The 20,789-nt window shown below is 47.8% G+C and carries 17 protein-coding genes; 9 read left to right on the forward strand and 8 right to left on the reverse strand.

All coding sequences use genetic code 11. The features are described from left to right. Window positions 1–85: 85 nt before the first annotated feature. Window positions 86–820, forward strand: a complete 735-nt coding sequence (locus ADA42_RS10820) for a sulfite exporter TauE/SafE family protein (RefSeq protein WP_414629815.1) — start codon at window positions 86–88, stop codon at window positions 818–820. Here ADA42_RS10820 and ADA42_RS10825 read toward each other — a convergent pair. The 4 genes from ADA42_RS10825 to ADA42_RS10840 all read right to left on the reverse strand — a co-directional run bounded on the left by ADA42_RS10825 (window position 812) and on the right by ADA42_RS10840 (window position 6,893). Then, complete coding sequence (locus ADA42_RS10825) at window positions 812–1,726, reverse strand: LysR family transcriptional regulator (RefSeq protein WP_048765180.1); 915 nt, start codon at window positions 1,724–1,726, stop codon at window positions 812–814. The genes ADA42_RS10820 and ADA42_RS10825 overlap by 9 nt on opposite strands. A 112-nt stretch (window positions 1,727–1,838) precedes the next feature. Further along, window positions 1,839–3,134: a solute carrier family 23 protein gene (locus ADA42_RS10830; RefSeq protein WP_004933573.1), complete on the reverse strand. Its 1,296-nt coding sequence runs from the start codon at window positions 3,132–3,134 to the stop codon at window positions 1,839–1,841. A gap of 272 nt (window positions 3,135–3,406) precedes the next feature. After that, window positions 3,407–6,091: a phosphoenolpyruvate carboxylase gene (gene ppc / locus ADA42_RS10835; protein WP_048765181.1), complete on the reverse strand. Its 2,685-nt coding sequence runs from the start codon at window positions 6,089–6,091 to the stop codon at window positions 3,407–3,409. Between the two features lie 187 nt (window positions 6,092–6,278). Then, window positions 6,279–6,893: a TetR/AcrR family transcriptional regulator gene (locus ADA42_RS10840; RefSeq protein ID WP_004944601.1), complete on the reverse strand. Its 615-nt coding sequence runs from the start codon at window positions 6,891–6,893 to the stop codon at window positions 6,279–6,281. 148 nt (window positions 6,894–7,041) lie between these two features. On the opposite strand from ADA42_RS10840, the gene ADA42_RS10845 reads away from it, so the two are divergent. From ADA42_RS10845 to ADA42_RS10870, 6 genes are all read left to right on the forward strand, one after another. Next, window positions 7,042–8,148: an efflux RND transporter periplasmic adaptor subunit gene (locus ADA42_RS10845; protein ID WP_048765182.1), complete on the forward strand. Its 1,107-nt coding sequence runs from the start codon at window positions 7,042–7,044 to the stop codon at window positions 8,146–8,148. After that, window positions 8,145–11,273, forward strand: coding sequence for an efflux RND transporter permease subunit (locus ADA42_RS10850; RefSeq protein ID WP_048765184.1), 3,129 nt, complete (start codon window positions 8,145–8,147; stop codon window positions 11,271–11,273). The genes ADA42_RS10845 and ADA42_RS10850 overlap by 4 nt, the downstream gene beginning before the upstream one ends. Before the next feature lie 132 nt (window positions 11,274–11,405). After that, window positions 11,406–11,783 (forward strand): hypothetical protein, encoded by a 378-nt coding sequence (locus ADA42_RS10855; RefSeq protein WP_004933584.1) that lies wholly within the window; start codon window positions 11,406–11,408, stop codon window positions 11,781–11,783. Window positions 11,784–11,885: 102 nt separating this feature from the next. Beyond that, entirely contained in the window at window positions 11,886–13,004 is a 1,119-nt protein-coding gene (gene dnaJ, locus ADA42_RS10860) for a molecular chaperone DnaJ (RefSeq protein ID WP_004944612.1), read from the forward strand. A gap of 119 nt (window positions 13,005–13,123) precedes the next feature. After that, the gene (gene dapB, locus ADA42_RS10865) at window positions 13,124–13,945 is read left to right on the forward strand and encodes a 4-hydroxy-tetrahydrodipicolinate reductase (protein ID WP_004933588.1); all 822 of its coding nucleotides are present in this window, start codon (window positions 13,124–13,126) and stop codon (window positions 13,943–13,945) included. Between the two features lie 199 nt (window positions 13,946–14,144). Then, window positions 14,145–14,792 carry an START domain-containing protein gene (locus tag ADA42_RS10870; protein WP_048765186.1) on the forward strand — a complete coding sequence of 216 codons (648 nt, stop codon included), beginning with the start codon at window positions 14,145–14,147 and terminating at the stop codon, window positions 14,790–14,792. A 48-nt stretch (window positions 14,793–14,840) separates the two neighbouring features. On the opposite strand, the gene ADA42_RS10875 is transcribed toward ADA42_RS10870, so the two are convergent. Both ADA42_RS10875 and dkgB read right to left on the reverse strand, forming a co-directional pair. After that, window positions 14,841–16,019, reverse strand: coding sequence for an MFS transporter (locus ADA42_RS10875; RefSeq protein WP_004944623.1), 1,179 nt, complete (start codon window positions 16,017–16,019; stop codon window positions 14,841–14,843). A gap of 9 nt (window positions 16,020–16,028) precedes the next feature. Then, entirely contained in the window at window positions 16,029–16,832 is an 804-nt protein-coding gene (gene dkgB, locus ADA42_RS10880) for a 2,5-didehydrogluconate reductase DkgB (protein ID WP_004933595.1), read from the reverse strand. 141 nt (window positions 16,833–16,973) lie between these two features. Between dkgB and ADA42_RS10885 the strand changes: the two genes are divergently transcribed. Next, complete coding sequence (locus ADA42_RS10885; protein ID WP_048765189.1) at window positions 16,974–17,879, forward strand: LysR family transcriptional regulator; 906 nt, start codon at window positions 16,974–16,976, stop codon at window positions 17,877–17,879. Here the strand turns inward: ADA42_RS10885 and ADA42_RS10890 are convergent. Then, the gene (locus tag ADA42_RS10890; RefSeq protein WP_048765190.1) at window positions 17,862–18,215 is read right to left on the reverse strand and encodes a hypothetical protein; all 354 of its coding nucleotides are present in this window, start codon (window positions 18,213–18,215) and stop codon (window positions 17,862–17,864) included. The two genes, ADA42_RS10885 and ADA42_RS10890, sit on opposite strands and share 18 nt — an antisense overlap. Window positions 18,216–18,305: 90 nt before the next feature. On the opposite strand from ADA42_RS10890, the gene ADA42_RS10895 reads away from it, so the two are divergent. Next, window positions 18,306–19,718 carry a PLP-dependent aminotransferase family protein gene (locus tag ADA42_RS10895; protein WP_048765192.1) on the forward strand — a complete coding sequence of 471 codons (1,413 nt, stop codon included), beginning with the start codon at window positions 18,306–18,308 and terminating at the stop codon, window positions 19,716–19,718. A 42-nt stretch (window positions 19,719–19,760) separates the two neighbouring features. Here ADA42_RS10895 and ahr read toward each other — a convergent pair whose 3' ends face one another. Further along, window positions 19,761–20,783 (reverse strand): NADPH-dependent aldehyde reductase Ahr, encoded by a 1,023-nt coding sequence (gene ahr, locus ADA42_RS10900; protein WP_004933617.1) that lies wholly within the window; start codon window positions 20,781–20,783, stop codon window positions 19,761–19,763. Window positions 20,784–20,789: the final 6 nt, after the last annotated feature.

A 20,789-nucleotide genomic window follows, 5' to 3' on the forward strand; every position in this document is an offset into this window, starting at 1 on the left:
GCTCACTTCCAAAATCAAGCATCGTGATGCCACCCGTATTGAATTAGCATGATTCATATATTAGGGAGGAAATGAAACGGTGGACATGCTGTTACTGGTGATTGCGGTTTTTATCTTTGCGGGGCTGGTCAAGGGCACGTTGGGGCTTGGCTTACCGACTGTCGCCATGGGCCTAATGAGCATGGCGATTTCGCCGTTTCAGGCCGCGGCACTCTTAATCGTTCCCTCCATGATCACCAACATATGGCAACTCTTTGCCGAAGGTAAAGTCTGGGCACTGATTCAGCGTTTTTGGTCGTTATTGTTGGGTATTGTACTCGGGACGTGCTGGAGCTTTTTACCTACTTTAAGTGCATCTTCTGGAAAAACCAGTGAAATGCTGTTGGGCGGTATGTTAATTGCCTATGGTGGATTTGGACTCTTTGTCAAACAACTTCCCGATCTTTCGCGCCATGCGGGTTGGCTGTCACCGATTGTGGGATATATCGGCGGTGCGCTGATTGTCTCTACCGGGGTGATTATTATTCCGGCTGTACCATACTTGCAATCGCTTCGGTTAAAGCGTGATGAACTGGTGCAGTCGCTTGGATTGGTATTTACCTTTTCTACTATTTGTCTGGCGATTTATTTATACCTTTACACAGGTGCCTCCAGTGTCGTGGATTATCGACTGGCATGGCTTGCGGTATTGCCTGCATTGCTGGGTATGTGGTGGGGACAAAAAATCCGCTACAAAATTGCCGAAGAAAAATTCCGTCGACTGTTTTTTGTGGGGCTGATGCTGCTGGGGCTGTATATGCTGGGTTCGCCTTTAACATAATTGCAGCTTGGGAGCTGCGGGCCGATGCGTCAATAAAAAATCGGTAAAGTCACGATACATCGTCGAGAGCTGGCTAAAGTCGCGTGCCACAATGAGTAATTTCCGATTGGCCCATGCACCGCTCAGTGGCAACAGGGCCAAGGCGTGGCTCTCTTTTAAACGGCTTGCTGCACGCGCTGGCATAATCGCCACACCCGCACCTGCGGCCACCACTTCGGCAATGGCAGTAAAATTTGGTAGGCGTAAACGGTAATCGATGTGAATACCGAGCACACGTGCCTGAATATCGATTGAGCGCTGTAAGGAGTGATGCGTACTTAATCCGATCATACTCTCGCTAAACACCGCCGGTAAATTGAGCGGATGCTGGCGAGTAAACTGATGCGTAGCTGGGCATATCAACACCAAAGGATCATGGACAAAATCTTGAGTTTGTAAATATTCAGTCTGGGAGAAGCTTGAAACCAGCCCCAATTGTGCGCGTCCCTGTTCGAGTGCCTGAATAATCTCAGAGCTTTCTGCCTCATGCAATTCAATACTGATCGTAGGGTGCTTGAGCAAAAACATTGGCAGTAATGTCGGCAGATATTCACTTTGTGCCGATGAGTTACACCATAAGTGGAGTCGCTGCTGGGGTTCAGCGCGAAAGCGGTTCATGTCTTGTTCTAACAATTGAGCTTGCTGCAACAGCACACGGGCATGATCTAAAACGCGTTGCCCCGCAGGAGTCAGTTCGACACCAGTTCGATGCCGCGTAAACAGGGCACTACCGAAATAGTGTTCTAATTTACGAATACGTTCGCTGGCAGCTTGCAAGGAAAGCGCGGCCCGCTCAGCACCGTGAGTCAGGCTGCCTGTATCGACGACATGTAAAAACAAGCGAAGGTCAACAAAATCGTAGCGCATGGCAACGTTCAATCCTTGAGTGAGCCAGCTTATCATACTGAAAATGATGCATGCTCGCAGCGTAAAGACATAAAAAAAGCAGCCCTAAGGCTGCTGATCGTATCTAGATGCTTTAACTTTTGTCTTTCAGACTAAAAAATAAATTCAGCAAGATGGCGGCAAATGTCGCCGTACCAATACCGCCCAGATTAAAACTGCCAAAGGTGAGCTCAAAATTACCGGCACCTAAAATAATGGTCACCGCGGCCACAATCAAATTTTTGTTGTTGCCAAAATTGACCTTGTTTTCAATCCAGATTTTGGCACCGGCAATGGTAATTAAGCCAAATACCACAATCGATGCACCGGTCAGAACGGCGGTCGGAATTGTACTGATCACGGCACCAAATTTGGGTGACAGCCCTAAAAACATGGCAAATACACCCGCAATCACAAAGACGATGGTCGAGTACACGCGTGTAACCGCCATGACACCGATATTTTCGCCATAGGTGGTCATGCCGGGTGCGCCCACACTGCCAGAAAGACTGGTCGCAATTCCGTCTGCCACAAAAGCCTTGCCTAAATGTGGCGTCAGGTTTTCACCCGTCATGGCACCGACAGCTTTAATATGTCCCAGATTTTCGGCCACCAAAATCAGTGCCACTGGCGCAATAATCAGCATGGCATTGGTTTGAAAGGTGGGAGCACTAAAACTCGGTAGACCAAACCATGCCGCCGTAGCGATTTGACCAAAATCAATGGCCTTACCCAAGCCCAGTCCGTTGGTCACGATGGCATAGATCAGATAAGACATCAGTAGTCCAATCAAGAGCAGTAAACGCTGTAATAGCCCCCGAGTAAACACAGCAATGGTTCCCATACACAGTACGGTAATCAGTGCCATCCACATATCAAAGGGATGCCCGGCAACTGCTTTGACAGTAACGGGTGCTAAATTCAGGCCGATAATCATCACCACGGCACCAGTCACCACAGGTGGCATGAGTTTTTCAATCCAGCGGGTACCAGTCAGCATGACCAAAAAGCCAATTGCAGCATAGACCACACCACAGGCGACAATACCACCCAGTGCAACCGATAAATTGGCATTGGCACCCGAACCTGTCACATGACCCGTAGCCGCCGCCACGACTCCAATAAAGGCAAAGCTTGAACCGAGATAGCTCGGCACCCGGCCGCCGGTCATCAGAAAAAATAAAATGGTACAAATACCAGACATTAAAATGGCCAGATTTGGATCGAATCCCATCAAAAGGGGAGCTAGCACCGTCGCACCAAACATGGCGAATGCATGCTGGATGCCCAGTACCGCGCTTTGAACAGGAGGGAGATATTCGTTGGTTGCGACTGGTCGATGATCGATCTGACCGCTGTACGCCTTCCATTTTGGAAACCAGCTGGACATAAAATAGGCTCAAATAATCCAATTGGAGCACATCATACCCTGTCTGGCGATGAGTTATAATTACTCGTTGATGACCTTATGTGTTCAAAATCATAGATTTATTTTTATTATTTACCAAACGGTAAAGATAATTCGGTATGAAATCAAGGTATTGATTTACTTAAACTATACATTACAAAAAATTGAACCATTGTTAAAAAAACGTTTTTTTTCACATGAATGAATCGGCGGCGAGCCTGTGCTCACCGCCGATAATGAATAGATTTCAGCGATTAGCCCGTATTACGCAGACCCGCTGCAATTCCGGCGATACTCACCATCAGTGCGTGATCGACAGGTGTATGATCGGCGTTGGTTTTTGCCGTATATTCACGACGCCGTTTCATCAGTTCTGCCTGAAGTAAATGCAATGGCAACAGGTAGGGTTTACGTACCTGCATAGCTTGATCCAGTACATCATTTTTACTGAGCAGCTTCGATTCACCTTTCATGGTCAATAAGGTCTGAACGGCATCGTTCAAACGTGCGCGTAGCATTTCGCCCAGTACCTTAAGCTCATCATCATGAGTAAGATGCGATTCGTAATACAACGCGACATTGGCATCGGCTTTGGAGAGAACCATCTCCAGCATATCGATCAGGGTTTGGAAGTACGGCCATTCTGCCAGCATTTCGTCGAGCAGCGGCTTTTTGTTTTCATCGATCACTTGATTAATGGCTGCACCGGTGCCGAGCCAAGCTGGCAACATGAGTCGAATTTGCGTCCATGCAAATACCCAAGGAATGGCACGTAACGATTCGATTCCGCCGCTTACTTTACGTTTGGCCGGTCGTGAACCCAGTGGCAACATTTGCAGTTCAAGCTCAGGCGTCACGGTTCTCAGGTACTGTACAAAATGAGGATTTTCACGCACGGTCTCGCGATATACGCGAACTGAAATGTCCGTCATCTGATGCATCAGCTCACGCCACTCTGCCTTCGGTACGGGTGGTGGCAGTAAGGTCGCTTCAAGGGTTGCTGCGGTATACACTTCAAGGTTTTGTAACGCAACGCCTTCTAAACCAAATTTAAAGCGGATCATCTCACCCTGTTCAGTCACACGAATGGCTCCAGAAATAGAGCCAGGTGGTTGTGAAAACAGGGCCTGCTGTGTTGGCGCCCCGCCACGGCTAATCGAGCCGCCACGACCATGAAATAAGGTGAGCTGTACATTGTGCGCCTTGGCCACCGCCGTCAGCTCTTCCTGCGCACGATACTGTGCCCAGTTGGCCGACATAAAGCCTGCGTCCTTGGCAGAGTCGGAGTAACCGATCATGACTTCATGTTTGCCCTGAATGTGCTGCTTGTACCAGTCCATATTAAACAGCGTTTCCATGGTCTTGGCTGCGCCGTCTAGATCTTTTAAGGTTTCAAACAGTGGTACCACACGAAGCGGATTCAAAATACCGGCTTCTTTTTGCAGAAGCAAAACGGCTAGGACATCGCTTGGATATTCGGCCATGGAAATAATATATGCACCCAAACTTTCTGGCGGCTGCTCAGCCAGTGTACGCATGGTGGCAAACACTTCTTTGACATCTGGATGTTCAATCAGGCTGCCTTCTGGTTCTTTAAGATATTTAGGCAGAAGCGGGCGTTTGCTTTGCAATTCCTGAATCAGAAAGTTTTGACGGGCTTGCTCAGTCCAGGATTCGAAATTACCCAAGCCTAAATATTCGGTAATGGCGGAAATCGCCTGACGATGACGCCCCGATTCCTGACGAATATCCAGTTTAAGTAGTTCGATACCAAAGCAGTTTACGCGGTAAATAAAATCGAGCAGCTTGCCATTGGCCAGTTCCGGTAAGTTACAGGCGATCAGTGAACGATGACACAACAGCAACGGTTCAAGTAATTCCTGTTTGTGGCGGATAATCTGACTGTCATCGCCATCTAGACCTTGCAAGCGTAGCGACAACCAGTGACGTGTAGCTTTCAGGCGTTCACGCGTGGTACGTAAGTATTCACGGTATGGCTCGGGATGACTACGACCCAGCGCAAGGCTTAATTCTTCAGAACAGGCCTGAATCGAGAGTTCCCAGCGTAAACTTTCGATATCACGCAGATACAGATCGGCCGCCTGCCAACGGGACAGCCACAACACTTCTTGCGTGACCGTGTGTGTGACATTCGGATTGCCGTCACGGTCGCCGCCCATCCATGAGGCAAAACGAATTGGAGAAATATCAAGTGGTAAGGTCGCGTTGCAGTGCTGATGCACCAGTGTATTTAGTTCTCGAACAAATTTAGGTACTGCGTTCCACAAGGTTTGTTCAATGGTGGTAAAACCCCATTTGGCTTCATCGAGCGGCGTTGGCTTGTTTTGACGAATTTCATCGGTCTGCCATGCCGAACAGATCAAATGCTTCAGGTTGGTGAGCACTTGCTCACGCTCTTGCGGGGTCAGCTTTTGCTGATCGAGTTTTGACAGGGCATCATTGATATCGTCATATTTTTGAATCAGGGTGCGTCGGCTGACTTCGGTCGGATGCGCAGTCAGTACCAGTTCAATATTCAGCTCACATACCTGATCAAACAGTTGTTGCGGGGTGATGTGGTTGTGCTGAAATTTTTCAAACAGGCGAATCAGCGGATTCGGTGAAGGGGCATGTGCATCAAACTCGCTTTGACGACGGCTACGAACCACATGGTATTGTTCTGCAATATTGGCAAAATTCAAAAAATAGGAAAACGCGCGGGTCAGCGGTAAGATTTCCTCGTCCTTTAAATTTAAAAATAACTTTTCTAATTGCTTTTCAACTTTCGCTTGACCGTCACGTGCACCTTTGGCGAGTGCACGAATTTGTTCAATCTGATTAAACAAATCTTGTCCTGCGTGTTGTTTGAGTGTTTCGCCCAGTAAATTTCCCAGTAAGCGTACATCCTCACGCAGTGGAGCATCAATTTGTTGAATCATTCTAGTTCTCCTGTTCTTCTACTATATTCACTTTCAACCACCTGAATATACGCCGATTAGCAAACATTCCAAGTCGTTACATGAAAAAAAATGCATTTTTTACCGTGTATTAAGCAAAAAAGGTGCGTTGCTACGCAAATGTTTCGTGATGTAGAAAAACAAAATCAATTGACCAGATCGCCAGCATTTAAGGGCTGTATTTGAGCATGAAAATCTCGATAGCATATTGAATGCTGAGCTCAAGCTCATCAGGCGTAGGAGGCATTTCTATGCCAAGCAAGACATTTTGGTGACGTAAACCCAGTAATAACGACAAGATCAATTCGGTCTGGCGCAGTGGATCATCGGCTTGAATCAACCCGAGTTTGCTGGCTTGCTCAAAAAAGTGAGTCAGCATGTTGCAGAGTCTTTGATGTGATGCTGCAAAAAACTGTTTCACCAATGGGCTTTTTTCTGCCGCAAGTTCATACAGCACATGATCAAGCTTGAGTGCTTCGGGTAAATAAATGGTGTGGAGTGCACACCGGCTAATACTCGCCAGTTGTTGCTTGAAATCGGATTGGGGCTGTAACTGAAATGTGTCGGCAGAAATGTAGGTTTCACAGCTTTCTTCAATGGCGCAGACAAACAGATTGGCTTTATCTTGAAAATGATTATAGACCGTCAATTTAGTCACACCTGCCATCTGTGCAATCTGATTCATACCGGCATGATGATAACCCTGTTTTAAAAAGATATTTTTTGCTGCTTCCAGAATACGTTGTCGTTTCTCAAGATCTTTTGGTCTTCCAGAATTTTGCACATTAAACCTCAATAAATTTTTTGAAAAACAAAGCAATGATGTTTATTTTTTAATTAGTGTACTTATGGGTATATTAATTAAAAAATAAACAATTTAAGATAATCGCATATTGTGCCTTAAAAATAAATTTGAAAAGAGTACTGGGATCATGAACAGAGCACACATTGGCCTTTCGGGCTTGATCATTTTATGCAGTATCACGTTGTTGGGGTGTCAGAAAGAAAAAACAGTCAATCAAGACATTCCCTTGGTGATGGTGACTAAACCGAGCAGCAGCGCACAAGCACAACACAGTTATGCGGGGCAAGTTGAAGCCCGCCAGCAAACGGCGTTGTCGTTTCGGGTTGCGGGTCAGATTACCGAACGTGATGTGGATGTGGGGGATCGCGTTCGTGCTGGCCAGATACTGGCCAAACTCGATGTCAAGGATGCGCAGTTACAGCTCAATGCAGCACAGGCACAATTTGATAATGCCAGTGCGGCGGCACAGGTTGCCAGCGACGAACTAAAGCGCTATCAACAGTTACTGCCGATTAATGCGGTGAGTCGTTCCCAGTTTGATGCAATTAAAAATCAATATACCGCGGCACAAGCAAGTTTAAAGCAGGCCCGTTCGAATCTGGATGTTGCAGCCAATCAAACCCGTTATAACCAGCTACGGGCGACTCAGGCAGGCGTTATTACTGCGCGAGAAATCGAGGTTGGGCAGGTGGTAAGCGCAGGGCAGACAGTTTATCAGCTTGCGATCGATGGTGATCGTGAAGTGGTGATTGGCGTACCCGAGCAACTGATCAGTACGCTAAAAATTGGTCAGTCTGCCAGTGTGCGCTTGTGGTCAAGCTCGGAAAATGTTTATCCGGCATATGTTCGGGAAATTTCGCCCGCAGCTGACGCAACACGAACTTTTCGTGTCAAGGTGGCATTTTCACAGGCACAACCGAGTATTCAACTGGGGCAAAGTGCGCGGGTGTTTTTGAGTGAGCCGACTCAGACCTCATTGAGTGTTCCGCTCAGTAGTGTCTCGGCGACGCACCAGCAGCCCTATGTATGGGTCGTACAAGCCAATCATACGCTCAAGAAAGTTCCGGTTCGCTTAGGGGACTACGGCCGTGAACAGGTCAGCATACTGTCAGGGCTTCAGCCATCCGATTGGGTGGTGGTGGGCGGTGTGCATTTATTGCGTGAGCAGCAAAAAATTCGTCCGATCGATCGAAATAACCGTGCTGTCAACCTTCAAGCGAGGGCTGCATCATGAATTTTAACCTGTCTGAATGGTCACTGAAAAATAAAGCCTTGGTGCTGTATTTTATGCTGCTTTTGATGGTGGTGGGGGTGTATTCGTATACCCAACTTTCGCAAAGCGAAGATCCACCTTTTACTTTTAAAGTGATGGTGGTGCAGACCTACTGGCCGGGGGCTACGGCCAAAGAGGTGGCAGAGCAAGTCACCGACCGGATTGAAAAAGAACTCATGACCACAGGTCAATATGACCGGATTTCATCATATTCGCGTCCGGGTGAGTCGATGGTCACTTTCTTTGCCAAAGACACGTACACCTCTGCCGATATCCCGGATATTTGGTATAACGTGCGCAAAAAAGTGAGCGATATTCAGCATGAGCTTCCCGTTGGTGTGCAGGGGCCTTTTTTTAACGATGAATTTGGCGATACCTTTGGCAATATTTATGTTTTGACCGGGAAAGATTTTGATTATGCGCTTCTTAAAGCCTATGCCGACCGTTTGCAGCTTGAACTACAGCGCGTACCCGATGTTGCCAAAGTAGAACTGATTGGCCTGCAAGACCAAAAAATCTGGATTGAACTGTCCAATACCAAAATGGCGCAGCTCGGTGTACCCGTCAGTGCCATTCAGCAGGCCTTACAGCAGCAAAACAATATGGTCAGTGCCGGGTTTTTTGAAACCCCCTCCGACCGGATGCAGGTGCGTCTGACCGGGAAGCTGAGTTCTGTTGAAGATCTAAAGCAATTGCCGATTTTAGTCGGTGATAAAACCATTCGACTCAGTGATGTCGCCGAGGTGTATCGTGGCTTTAGTGAACCGGCACAGCCGCGGATGCGCTTTATGGGAGACAATGGCATTGGTATTGCGGTATCGATGCGTAAAGGCGGCGACATCATTGCTTTGGGGAAGCAACTGCAACAGACTTTTTCTCATTTGCAAAAAACTTTACCTTTGGGCATGACCTTAAGCAAGGTCTCAGATCAGCCGGTGGCGGTTCAGCACAGTATTCGAGAGTTTATTCAGGTACTGGCAGAAGCGGTCATTATTGTGCTGTTGGTCAGTTTCTTCTCTTTAGGATTCCGAACCGGACTGGTGGTGGCGTTTTCAATTCCACTGGTCTTGGCCATGACCTTTGCAGGCATGCATCTGTTTGATGTGGGCCTGCACAAAATTTCCCTAGGCGCGCTCATTTTGGCGCTGGGCCTACTGGTCGATGATGCCATCATTGCGGTGGAGATGATGGCGATTAAAATGGAACAGGGCTACAGCCGGCTCAAGGCCGCGGGCTTCGCATGGAAAACCACCGCATTTCCAATGCTTACAGGTACCCTGATTACTGCCGCGGGCTTTTTACCCATTGCTACAGCCAGTTCAAGTACTGGCGAATATACCCGATCCATTTTTCAGGTGGTGACCATTGCCTTGGTGGTGTCATGGATTGCAGCGGTGGTCTTTGTGCCGTACTTAGGTGAAAAGCTGCTGCCCGATTTTAGCCATACGCCACAGCGCGCGCCGTGGTATCAGCGTCTTTGGGCGAAACTGCGCAAACAGCCCGAACCTCAGCCTGTGCCTTATGATCATGGGCATGATCCCTATCAAACGCGTTTTTATCAGGCTTTTCGTCATGCCGTCGATACCTGCGTGAGCTACCGGAAAACCGTGATCGTGGTGACGGTTGGACTGTTTGTCGGGGCTGTTTTGCTATTTAAATTAGTGCCACAGCAGTTTTTTCCGCCCTCTAATCGCGCCGAAATTTTGGTCGATATCAAACTAGAAGAAGGCGCGTCTTTAACCGCCACCGAGCAGGCGGCAAAAAAAGTCGAGCAGTTTTTGGCGAAACAATCGGGCATCGATAATTATGTGGCTTATGTCGGTACAGGGTCACCACGCTTTTATCTACCACTCGATCAACAGCTTCCACAGGCCAGTTTCGCCCAGTTTGTGGTGCTGGCTTCGTCACTTGAAAACCGCAATGAGATTCGCCATTCACTTGAGCGAGAGATTAAATTGTTACTGCCATACGCCAGAACGCGAGTGTCGTTACTTGAAAATGGCCCACCCGTGGGCTATCCCATCCAATATCGTGTTTCGGGAGAAGATCAGGATCTGGTACGTGACTGGGCGCAAAAAGTAGCACAGACGGTAAGTCAAAATCCGAATGCCAGTAACGTACATCTGGATTGGGGTGAACCGAGTAAACGCATTCAACTTGAAATTGATCAGGAACGCGCGCGTCAATTGGGAATTAGCAATACTGATTTAGCCAACTTCTTAAATAGCTCGCTGACAGGCAGCGTGATTGATCAATATCGCGAAAAAACCGAACTGATCGAAATCCGTTTACGCGGTGATCAGAATGAACGTGCCGATGTGGCCTCACTGGGCAGTCTGGCGGTGCCGACCAGTAGCGGTCAGAGTGTACCGCTTGGGCAAATTGCCAAAATCAATGCCACATTTGAAGATGGGATTATCTGGCACCGAGATCGATTGCCCACCATTACGGTTCGTGCCGATGTTCACACCGATTTACAGCCTGCTACGGTGGTGTCTGAGCTGCAAAGCTCGATTGATCAGTTGCGCAGTCAGTTGCCGAGCGGTTATTTAATCGATGTCGGCGGTGCGGTCGAGGAGTCTTCTAAAGGCCAGGCATCGGTCAATGCTGGCATGCCGCTATTTTTAGGCGTAGTGCTGACGCTGCTGATGCTACAGCTTCGAAGTATCTCGCGAACCCTGATGGTGTTTTTGACTGCACCGCTGGGCTTGATTGGTGTGAGCTTGTTTTTATTGCTGTTCAATAAACCTTTTGGTTTTGTGGCCATGCTGGGCACCATTGCGCTCTCAGGCATGATCATGCGTAATTCACTGATCTTGATTGATCAGATCGAGCAGGATATTGCAGCCGGGCATGATCCATGGACGGCTATTATCGATGCGACCGTGCGCCGATTCCGACCGATTTTACTGACGGCGCTGGCTGCGGTCTTGGCCATGATTCCGTTATCGCGCAGTATTTTCTTTGGTCCTATGGCGGTTGCCATTATGGGGGGATTGATCGTGGCGACCTTTTTGACTTTATTTTTCTTGCCAGCACTGTATGCAGCATGGTTTAAGGTTAAAAAAACGCCAACTTTGTCATAATTTTTTGCGAATAAAAGGTGCGAAATAGTGAAAAGTCAAATATAGTAGCACCTTATTGTTAACACAAAAAAACAGAGCATACATTCATTGCAATGAAACCTAAAAATGCAATGGATTCGAGGTTAGATACGAATGGGGCAAGATCAATTAAAACAGCATCGTCGTTATATTACGATTTCTTATGTCTGTATGTTTCTTGCATTGGCAAGTGTGGTTTTAGCAGTGGTTGCCTATTTTCTGGCTCGAAAAGTTGCTCTGGTTGAAAATGCAGAAGTCTGGATTCAGGCGCACGGCGTCTGGATCATGCACAGTACCGTGCTATTTCTGCTCATGACCTTATTTGCCTCGCTTTGGTTTATTCCCCTGATTTTCTTTGCATGGAACAGCGCACTCTGGGTCACCGCGTTGACCATTGCCGGTGTGATTTTTGCTGCAATTGCCTGGTTGTATTTGCTCAATGCATTGATTAAAGGCATGTCTAAGTATTTAAAAAAGAAAGCGGTTTTTTAAAACCGTTATTTTTTTTCGCAATCTCCCTTGTAATGATGACGCACGCCCCCAATTTAATCGCAATCAGGTATTAAATAAATTCCGTGAGGAGCATCGCCAGTCATGGCTAAACGAGATTATTATGAGGTTTTAGGCGTTTCGAAAACCGCAGGTGATGATGAGATCAAAAAAGCCTACCGTAAGTTGGCGATGAAGTATCACCCGGACCGTAACCCCGATAACCACGAAGCAGAAGAAAAGTTTAAAGAAGCTGCTGAAGCATACGAAGTACTGTCCGATGCTGAAAAGCGCAGCATGTACGACCGTATGGGTCATAATGCATTTGAAGGCGGTTTTGGCGGCGGCGGTGGTGGCTTCGGCGGATTTAGCGCAGAAGACATTTTTAGTCAGTTTGGCGATATTTTTGGTGGTGCCTTCGGTGGCGGCGGTGGTCGTCAGCAACAGCGTCAACGCCGTGGCTCAGACCTGCGCTACGTAATGGAACTTACGCTTGAAGAAGCGGTTCGTGGCGTGAAGAAAACCATTACCTTTACTGCACCGGCACCGTGTGAGGTGTGTGACGGTAAAGGCTCGAAAAATCCGAATGACGTTGAAACCTGCCGAACCTGTCATGGCTCGGGTCAGGTACGTATGCAGCAAGGCTTTTTCTCGGTTCAGCAAACCTGTGGCACCTGTCGTGGCCAAGGTAAAATTATTAAAAATCCATGTAATGCATGTCATGGTTCAGGCGTTGCCGACCGTCAGCAAACTTTGGAAGTGACCATTCCTGCTGGCGTAGACAACGGCGACCGTGTACGTTTAAGCGGTAAAGGCGAAGCGGTACGTGATGGCCAGTCTGGCGATCTTTACGTCGAAGTAGTGGTGCGCGAGCATGAAATCTTCCAGCGTGATGGTGCAGACCTATATATGGATGTGCCGGTCAGCATTGCAGATGCCGCATTGGGTAAAGAGATTGAAATTCCAACGCTTGAAGGCCGCGTGAGTTTAAAGATTCCAGAAGGCACGCAAACTGGCAAACTGTTCCGCTTGCGCGGTAAAGGCGTACGTCCAGTGCGTAGCAGCATGGTCGGTGATTTGCTTTGCCGTATTGTGGTTGAAACACCAGTAAACTTGACCAGCCGTCAGCGTGAACTGTTAAAAGAATTGCAAGCCAGCTTGGATGGAGACGATCACGGTTCTTCACCTAAGAAAAAATCCTTTCTCGACCGTTTGTTCGATTAAGTGATACTGAAAAAAAACCTGCTTCGGCAGGTTTTTTTATGGCGATTTTTTTAGCGCACTGCCTGAGTTTTGATATAGTAGGCTGCAACGTTTGATTATCTATTTTCAGGATTAAAATTATGTCAGCATCTCCACGCATTGGTGTTTTGGGTGCGGGTGGCCGTATGGGTCGCATTCTTATTCAGGCTGTGCAACAGGCCGGCTATCAGTTGGCGGCGGCGGTTGAGCGCCCAGAAAGCAGCTTGGTCGGTACAGATGCAGGTGAGCTGGCAGGAATCGGATCGATTGGGGTCAAGGTAGCGGGTAGCCTGTCTGAAGTATTAAAAGACTGCGATGTGGTGATTGATTTTACTGCACCTGTTGCGACCGAGCAGCATCTACAACTGTGTGCTGAGGCTGGTGTGGCCATGGTGATTGGCACGACAGGTTTTTCAGAACAACAGAAGCAACTTTTGAACGAGACCGCAACGCGTACTCCAGTGGTGTATGCTGCAAACTATTCTGTAGGGGTAAACGTTTCAATCAAATTGCTTGAGCTTGCCTCTAAAGTATTTGGCGACAGTGTGGATATCGAGATTATTGAAGCACATCATCGTCATAAAGTAGATGCGCCGTCTGGCACTGCACTGATGATGGGTGAGGCGATTGCAGAAACCCTAGGCCGTGACTTGAAAACCGATGCAGTGTATTGTCGTGAAGGGCATACTGGTGCGCGTGAGCGTCAAAGTATTGGCTTTCAAACCATCCGTGGCGGCGATATCGTCGGTGAACATACCGCGATGTTTATTGGTGAAGGTGAACGTGTTGAGATCACTCACAAAGCCACCAACCGCATGAATTTTGCATCGGGTGCTGTGCGTGCTGCGGCATGGGTGGTCGGACGAGATGCCCGCAAATACGACATGAAAGATGTACTGGGTTTTAACGAGATCGACGTATAAAGCTTCATTCTTATTCTTCTTAATAAATCAAATCGTCTCACATTGAGGCGATTTGGCCTTAAAATAAAAAATGACCGAATACCCATAAGGCGCTGCCCCCTATAAAGTCTGTCGTTGAGCCGCGTCAAGCAATTGGCTTTGGTGCAACCCAATGATACTGCTCGAACTTGCTCGGTATGGCATAAATAATGAGAACAATATGAAAAAAAAATCATGGCTTTTGGCTTTGCTGCTCACATTGACCACATCTGCCCAAAGTGCGCCTGCCAACGAAAAACTGAGCCTTGTTCGCAACAATATCAAGGTCTGGACCTATCGTTCAGAGGCCAATCCAGTGATTCAATACAAGGCAGAAACCACCTATGATGTGCCGCTTGAGCGGGCGGTCAGTTTGGTGCTTGATGTCGCTCGTGCGCCAGAGTGGGTGCCTTATATGGGGGATGCCAAGATTTTGTCGAGAGACGACAAGAAGGGCGAGTTTGTACTGTATATGGTGCTCGATTTTCCTTTTCCGCTAAAAGATCGTGATGTGGTGGTGAAAAGTAGTTTGAGTAAGGATGCGACAGACCGTATCGTGATTCGAAATATGGCCTTGTCTGGTGGATATCCCGAACAGCCGGGCCGAATTCGCATACATCACTATGTCGGAGACTGGACGTTTCAAAAGTTAGGTGCGCAGAAAGTAAAGGTCACCACATCGGGTTATGCCGACCCTGCAGGAAGTATTCCGCTGAGTTTCGTGAATATGTTTGTCGAGCAGCAGCCCTATCAAATGCTGATGAAAATGAAAACAGAGCTGGCACAGTCCACAGTATCGAATGTCTATTTACCCGACGTGTTAAAATAAAGCAATAAAAGTAAAGCAATAAAAAAGCGTCCCTGAGGACGCTTAAATTTAATCGGTGCACGGTTTGGCATGAGAATGCGCGGTCTGTGCCACTCGCATTTGCAGCAGTACCAGCAGTAACCCTAATCCGGCTAAACCAGCGCCGGTGTAGGAGACAGCTGCATAACCGAGCTGTTGACTCAAGACCCAGCCACCTGCCGCGGCACCCAGTGCATTGCCTAAATTAAATGCACCCACATTAATCGATGATGCCAGCCCGGGCGCCTCGTGTGCAATTTTCATGACGCGCATTTGGACCGGAGGAACCAGACCAAAAGTGGCAATACCCCAGAGAATCACGGCAATCGCTGCGCCCAGTTGTGTTTGCGCCAACCATGGAAAGAGCAACATCATCACGATTACCATCGATAAGAAACCAATCAGCGTTGCATTTAAAGCGCGATCCGCCAATCTGCCTCCCAAGTGATTGCCAATCGAAAATCCAATCCCGATCAGAACCAGCATCAGCGTTACAAAGCTCGGTGTTGCATCGTTAAAGCGATGCAAACTTGGTGCAATATAGGTGTAGAGGCTAAACATCGCACCAGAGCCCAATACCGTGGTCAGCAGTGCCATCAAGACGGGAAACCGGGTCAGCACCTTTAGTTCTGCTCGAATATTCGGACGTTGACCCGACTGCCCCTGTGGCAAGGCTTGATACAACGAGATCATGGTCAGTAGCCCCAGTCCCGAAATACTTAAAAATGCCATTCGCCAGCCAATTGTCTGACCGAGCCATGTGGCCAGAGGAACTCCCCCAATATTGGCAATGGTCAGGCCCATAAACATGGCTGCCACGGCACTGGCCTGTTTATGTACGGGAACCACACTGGCCGCCACCACCGAACCAATACCGAAAAATGCGCCATGATTGAGACTGGTGATGAGGCGTGCGGCCATCAGGCTCCAGTAATTCGGTGCCAGTGCCGCTAAAATATTGCCCACGGTAAACAGTGTCATCAGTAAGATTAACGCCTTGCGCCGTGGCACATGTCCCAGCCAAAGCGTCATGATCGGTGCACCGAGCATAACGCCCAAGGCGTATCCTGTAATCAACATTCCCGCTGTCGGAATACTGATCTGTAAATCACTGGCGATATTGGGCAATAAGCCCATTGGTGAAAATTCGGTGGTTCCAATGGCAAACGCGCCAATCGCCAAGGCGAGCAGAGGAAAGTTCAGTTTCATGGCCTAATCTCAGTCCCACTCAGGAGCAAGTTCAGCCGGATTGACCTCTCGACCGTTACGCTCAAGCGCTGCTATCTGTTGCATGTCATCTGCACTCAGCTGAATCTGCTGTGCTTGCAGATTTTGAATCAGATGTTCACGCTGGGTCGATGACGGAATGACGGCAAAACCGCGTTGTAACGCCCATGCCAGTGCAATTTGAGCGGTACTGGCCTGATGCTGGGCCGCAATGGCCTTGAGTACAGGATCTTGCAAGACTTTGCCGTAGGCCAGTGTCATGTAGGAGGTAACGTCAATCTCATGCTGTTTGAGCATATCAACCAGTTTGGCATTTTGCAGATACGGACTCAGTTCGATCTGGTTGGTGGCAATATGCTCTGCACCGACCGTATCGATTGCCAGTTGCGTTTGTGCGATATTAAAATTTGAAATCCCGATATGCTGGGTCAAGCCTTGCTGTTTGGCCTGCATCAATAGCTGCATGACAGCCACCAGATCAATGTTTTTTTGTGGCGCAGGCCAATGCACCAAGGTTAAATTCACAGCGTCGGTTTTGAGTTTCACCAAGCTGTCTTTTAAGCTGGGGATTAAATCTTGTTCGTTCAGATTGCTGACCCAGATTTTAGTGGTTAAAAATAACTGGTCACGTGCCACACCGCTGGCTTGAATGGCTTGACCTACTTCGGCTTCGTTGTCATAAATCTGGGCTGTATCGATGGCGCGATAACCGACCTCTAAGGCGGTTTTCACCGCATCCACCACCACCTGATCTTTTAAACGAAACGTACCTAAACCAAATGCAGGAAGAATCATATGCGTACCTATTTTTTACGCCCGCGGACTGCGAGCAAGAATTTAAAACAATGATGATTATTCTGCGGTGATAATTGTTGCGAAAAAATACTGCAATACGCAAAATATCGTTGAGTATTTGTCAAGAATCATGATCTAGATATGAAATCGACCATAGAAGAGCTAGTTGCGTTTATTCGTATTGTCGATGCCGGATCGATTGTATCGGCTGCAGAGCAACTCAATCAAACGCCATCGGGTATTAGCCGTGCACTTAACCGGCTTGAAAAAAAACTCAATGTGACCTTATTAGAACGAACCACGCGTAAAATTAAACTCACCCAAGAGGGCAGTTTATTTTTGGTACGGGCACGGACGATTTTGGCCGATCTGTCAGATGCCGAAGAGGCACTGTTAAAATCGGACAATGATACCTCGGGACAGCTTCGCGTCGATTCGGCCACACCGTTTGTGCTGCACGTGATTGCACCCTTAATGAAAAAATTCATGCAGCGCTATCCCAACATCGAGATCGAACTCAATAACAACGATCAGGTGATTGATCTACTTGAACACAAAACAGATGTTGCGATTCGTTTTGGCGCATTGCATGACTCCAGTTTGCATGCACGCCTGATCTGCAAAAGCCGGCTTTATATTGTAGCCAGTCCTGAATATCTGGCCGAACATGGGCATCCCCGACATTCACATGAACTGAATACACATCAGACCATTGGCTTTAGCCGTCCGGTATATTTAAATACATGGCCCCTCAAGGTGGGCGAGGAGTATTACAGGATTGAACCTAAAATTACTGCCTCCAGTGGTGAAACTGTCCGTCAGCTGGCATTGAGTGGCCACGGCATTGCACGTTTATCTGAGTTCGAGATCTGGCAAGACCTACAAGCAGGCCGACTGGTGGCATTGTTTGAAGATCAAATTGAGCGCCAGCTTCAGCATATTCATGCGGTGTACTATCAGCAAAAGCACTTGCCAAACCGCATCCGCTTATTCATCGACTTTTTGGCCGATGAGCTAAAAGATCAATTTTCAACGCCAGATGAATGATTGTGTGACACTTGGAAGCTGAACCTGCAATAAGGATGCATGTTCGTTGGGGCGCTGTATACGAAACAGATTTTGATTCTGGCTGCATTCAAACACCAATTGCTCGGTTTTTAATGTGCCGATCAGCATGCCATGCTCACTGGCTGGACGATACTGATAGCGGATCTGGTTGGGAGTATGCGACTCGCGCTGCCAGAGTCGAAAATCATACAGTTGCTGCATTTTAAGATAGCCCTGAATCATACTCTGACAAATATAATCTTGCTGCTGCTGTTTCGCATCGAGCGGATGACAGGCGCTCAACAGGAATATAAATATAAACCCTAACTTTTTCATGGTGTTATCTCATATATGTTGCTTTTTAGAGGTTAATCGGTTTGTATGGATCAATACAGATACAGATTTTTATAAAAAAGCGGTACAGATATGGCCTTTCACTATCAGCGCTTGGCACAGCAGATTGCACATAAAATTTATCAGCAACAGTTATTGCCGCAGCAGAAGTTAAGTTCTTTGCGTGATTTTGCAGCCCAGCATCATGTGAGTGTCAGCACTGCAAAAAGTTGTTATGAATGGCTTGAGGCACAGGGGTTGATCTATGTCCGTCCAAAATCGGGTTATTTTGTCAAACCCAGAAGTGGGTTGAGTCGTTTACCCGTTAGCCCTGAATTTGAATCGATGCCACGTGAGGTTTCCAATCTGATGTTACAAAATCAGATTCAGGAAGCCTCTATTCAAAATCATTTGATTCCCTTTGGTGCCATTCAGCTTAGCCCTGAGCTGGTGCCAATCGATGGCTTGCGTCGCTCGATACAACGCGCCTTGAAATATTGTAAACCTGAAGATTTTTTGTATTGTGAAAAGCAGGGCCATTTGCGCTTACGTCAGGCATTGAGTGAACACTGGCGTGAAGACGGCATTTATGTGGCACCCAGTGATATCTTTATCACCAATGGGTGTATGCCGGCGTTATCGTTATTGATTCAGCAGTTAAGTCGTGAAGGCGATAGTGTCCTGATTCCAACGCCGACTTTTAACGGACAGCTGCAAATGCTGGCGGGTTTAAATCGACATATTATCGAGATTCCAGCAGACCATAGCGGCACTGATCTATTACGCCTTGAACAGGCCATGCAGCAGCATCGGCCGAAATTGTGTTTACTCACGGCCAATTATCAAAATCCTTTGGGCTATTGTTTGGCCGATCAGGATAAGCAGACCATTGCGCAGTTAGCGGCACGTTATGAATGTATTATTTTAGAAGATGATATCTACGCCGAATGCAGTCACAACGGGCAGCGCCCGCGACCAATCAAACATTGGGACGAGGCAGGGTATGTGGTCTGGGTCAGTTCGGTGTCAAAATCATTATCGAGCGCGTATAGAATCGGCTGGTTTTGTATTGGGGCTCAGCTCGAATCCATGCGTCCACAGTTTCTTTCACACAACATGATTGTGAATACACCATTGCAACTGGCGCTGGCCGATTTTATTTTTAGTCGTGCCTATCGTGCGCATCTGAATCAGTTATATCCACGTTTGCTTCAACAGGTCGAAGCCTATCGAGACGCGATTTTAAATGCATTTGCGCCTTTAAGCATTGGTTTGAGTCAGCCTCAAGGGGGCTATGCCTTATGGCTTGAGCTACCCGAAACGATCAATAGTATGACGTTATACGAGGTTGCCCAGCAACACGGCATCAATATTGTTCCGGGTACGGTATTTGGTGAAGATCAGCGTTATGGACATTTTATCCGGCTGAGTGTGGGGCATGCTTTGCGGCGTGATTATCATGCAGCGATTATCTTTTTGGCAGATTGGGTGAAACAGCATGGTTAAAATCTGGCGATCACGAGCGATCACCAGATTTACGCGAGCAGATTAAAAATCGGCTTGGAGCACAATTCGATAACGTGCCTTGCCCGAGTGTAGACGCTCAAGCGCATCATTGAGCTTCGACATAGGATACATCTCGATTTGCGGCGCGATATTTTTACGGGCAGCAAATTCGAGCAGCTTGCGTAAGGCAGCAGGCGAGCCAGTAGGCGATGCGGTTAGTGATTTAGCACCTCCAAGTAGCGCACCGACAGGTACAGGAATCGGCTCCATCACCACGCCCAAAAAGTGGAAAGTACCATTAGGTGCCAATGTGTTTAGATACGCATTCCAGTTTAAAGGCACATTGACCGTACTCAGCAGTAAATCAAATTTACCTTGTTGCGATTTAATTTCGGCATCATCACGGCTATTGACCACGTGATCGGCACCCATGGCTTTGAGTTCGTCGGTTTTACTTGGATTTGAACTAAACGCAGTAATCTCGCAGCCCCATGCTTTTAATAGCTTGATGGCCATATGACCCAGTCCGCCAATCCCAATCACGGCAACGTGGTGAATGGCTTGAATCTGATGTTTTAATATGGGGTCAAACACGGTAATTCCACCGCACAACAGTGGCCCGGCACTGGTTGGATCAAGTTCGTCTGGTAAGGGAATGACCCATTGCCAGCCGGCACGGACTTTATTGGCAAAGCCACCCGCATGGCCAACAATGGTTGCGGTATTTTCACCAGTACACAAGACCTGCTGACCACTGATACACTGATCACAGGCCTGGCAGCTTTCTGCCGTCCAGCCAATCCCGACACGTTGACCCAGTTTGAGCCCTTTGGCTTCGCTGCCAAGCTGCGTAATGGTACCAATGACTTCGTGACCTGCCACCACCGGATAAACCGAAGAATGCCACTCATTGTTGATGACCGAAACATCGGAATGGCACAGCCCACAATATTCGACTTTGACTTCTACCTGATGGGGCAATAGTTCACCGGCATCAAATGTATACGGCACGAGTGCTTCGCCAGCTTTCATTGCGGCGTAAGCTTGAATTTCATTACTGCTCATGATTAA

Origin of the sequence: Acinetobacter sp. 243_ASPC, assembly GCF_001054715.1 — a bacterium.
GTDB classification, from domain to species: domain Bacteria; phylum Pseudomonadota; class Gammaproteobacteria; order Pseudomonadales; family Moraxellaceae; genus Acinetobacter; species Acinetobacter soli.

Excerpts from the sequence above, each read along its gene's own strand:
- ADA42_RS10895 (WP_048765192.1), top strand. The coding sequence starts at position 18,306 with ATGGCCTTTCACTATCAGCGCTTGGCACAGCAGATTGCACATAAAATT.
- dkgB (WP_004933595.1), bottom strand. The coding sequence starts at position 16,832 with ATGATTCTTCCTGCATTTGGTTTAGGTACGTTTCGTTTAAAAGATCAG.
- dnaJ (WP_004944612.1), top strand. The coding sequence starts at position 11,886 with ATGGCTAAACGAGATTATTATGAGGTTTTAGGCGTTTCGAAAACCGCA.
- ahr (WP_004933617.1), bottom strand. The coding sequence starts at position 20,783 with ATGAGCAGTAATGAAATTCAAGCTTACGCCGCAATGAAAGCTGGCGAA.
- ADA42_RS10875 (WP_004944623.1), bottom strand. The coding sequence starts at position 16,019 with ATGAAACTGAACTTTCCTCTGCTCGCCTTGGCGATTGGCGCGTTTGCC.
- ADA42_RS10890 (WP_048765190.1), bottom strand. The coding sequence starts at position 18,215 with ATGAAAAAGTTAGGGTTTATATTTATATTCCTGTTGAGCGCCTGTCAT.
- dapB (WP_004933588.1), top strand. The coding sequence starts at position 13,124 with ATGTCAGCATCTCCACGCATTGGTGTTTTGGGTGCGGGTGGCCGTATG.
- ADA42_RS10850 (WP_048765184.1), top strand. The coding sequence starts at position 8,145 with ATGAATTTTAACCTGTCTGAATGGTCACTGAAAAATAAAGCCTTGGTG.
- ADA42_RS10870 (WP_048765186.1), top strand. The coding sequence starts at position 14,145 with ATGAAAAAAAAATCATGGCTTTTGGCTTTGCTGCTCACATTGACCACA.
- ADA42_RS10845 (WP_048765182.1), top strand. The coding sequence starts at position 7,042 with ATGAACAGAGCACACATTGGCCTTTCGGGCTTGATCATTTTATGCAGT.
- ppc (WP_048765181.1), bottom strand. The coding sequence starts at position 6,091 with ATGATTCAACAAATTGATGCTCCACTGCGTGAGGATGTACGCTTACTG.
- ADA42_RS10885 (WP_048765189.1), top strand. The coding sequence starts at position 16,974 with ATGAAATCGACCATAGAAGAGCTAGTTGCGTTTATTCGTATTGTCGAT.
- ADA42_RS10855 (WP_004933584.1), top strand. The coding sequence starts at position 11,406 with ATGGGGCAAGATCAATTAAAACAGCATCGTCGTTATATTACGATTTCT.
- ADA42_RS10830 (WP_004933573.1), bottom strand. The coding sequence starts at position 3,134 with ATGTCCAGCTGGTTTCCAAAATGGAAGGCGTACAGCGGTCAGATCGAT.
- ADA42_RS10825 (WP_048765180.1), bottom strand. The coding sequence starts at position 1,726 with ATGCGCTACGATTTTGTTGACCTTCGCTTGTTTTTACATGTCGTCGAT.
- ADA42_RS10820 (WP_414629815.1), top strand. The coding sequence starts at position 86 with ATGCTGTTACTGGTGATTGCGGTTTTTATCTTTGCGGGGCTGGTCAAG.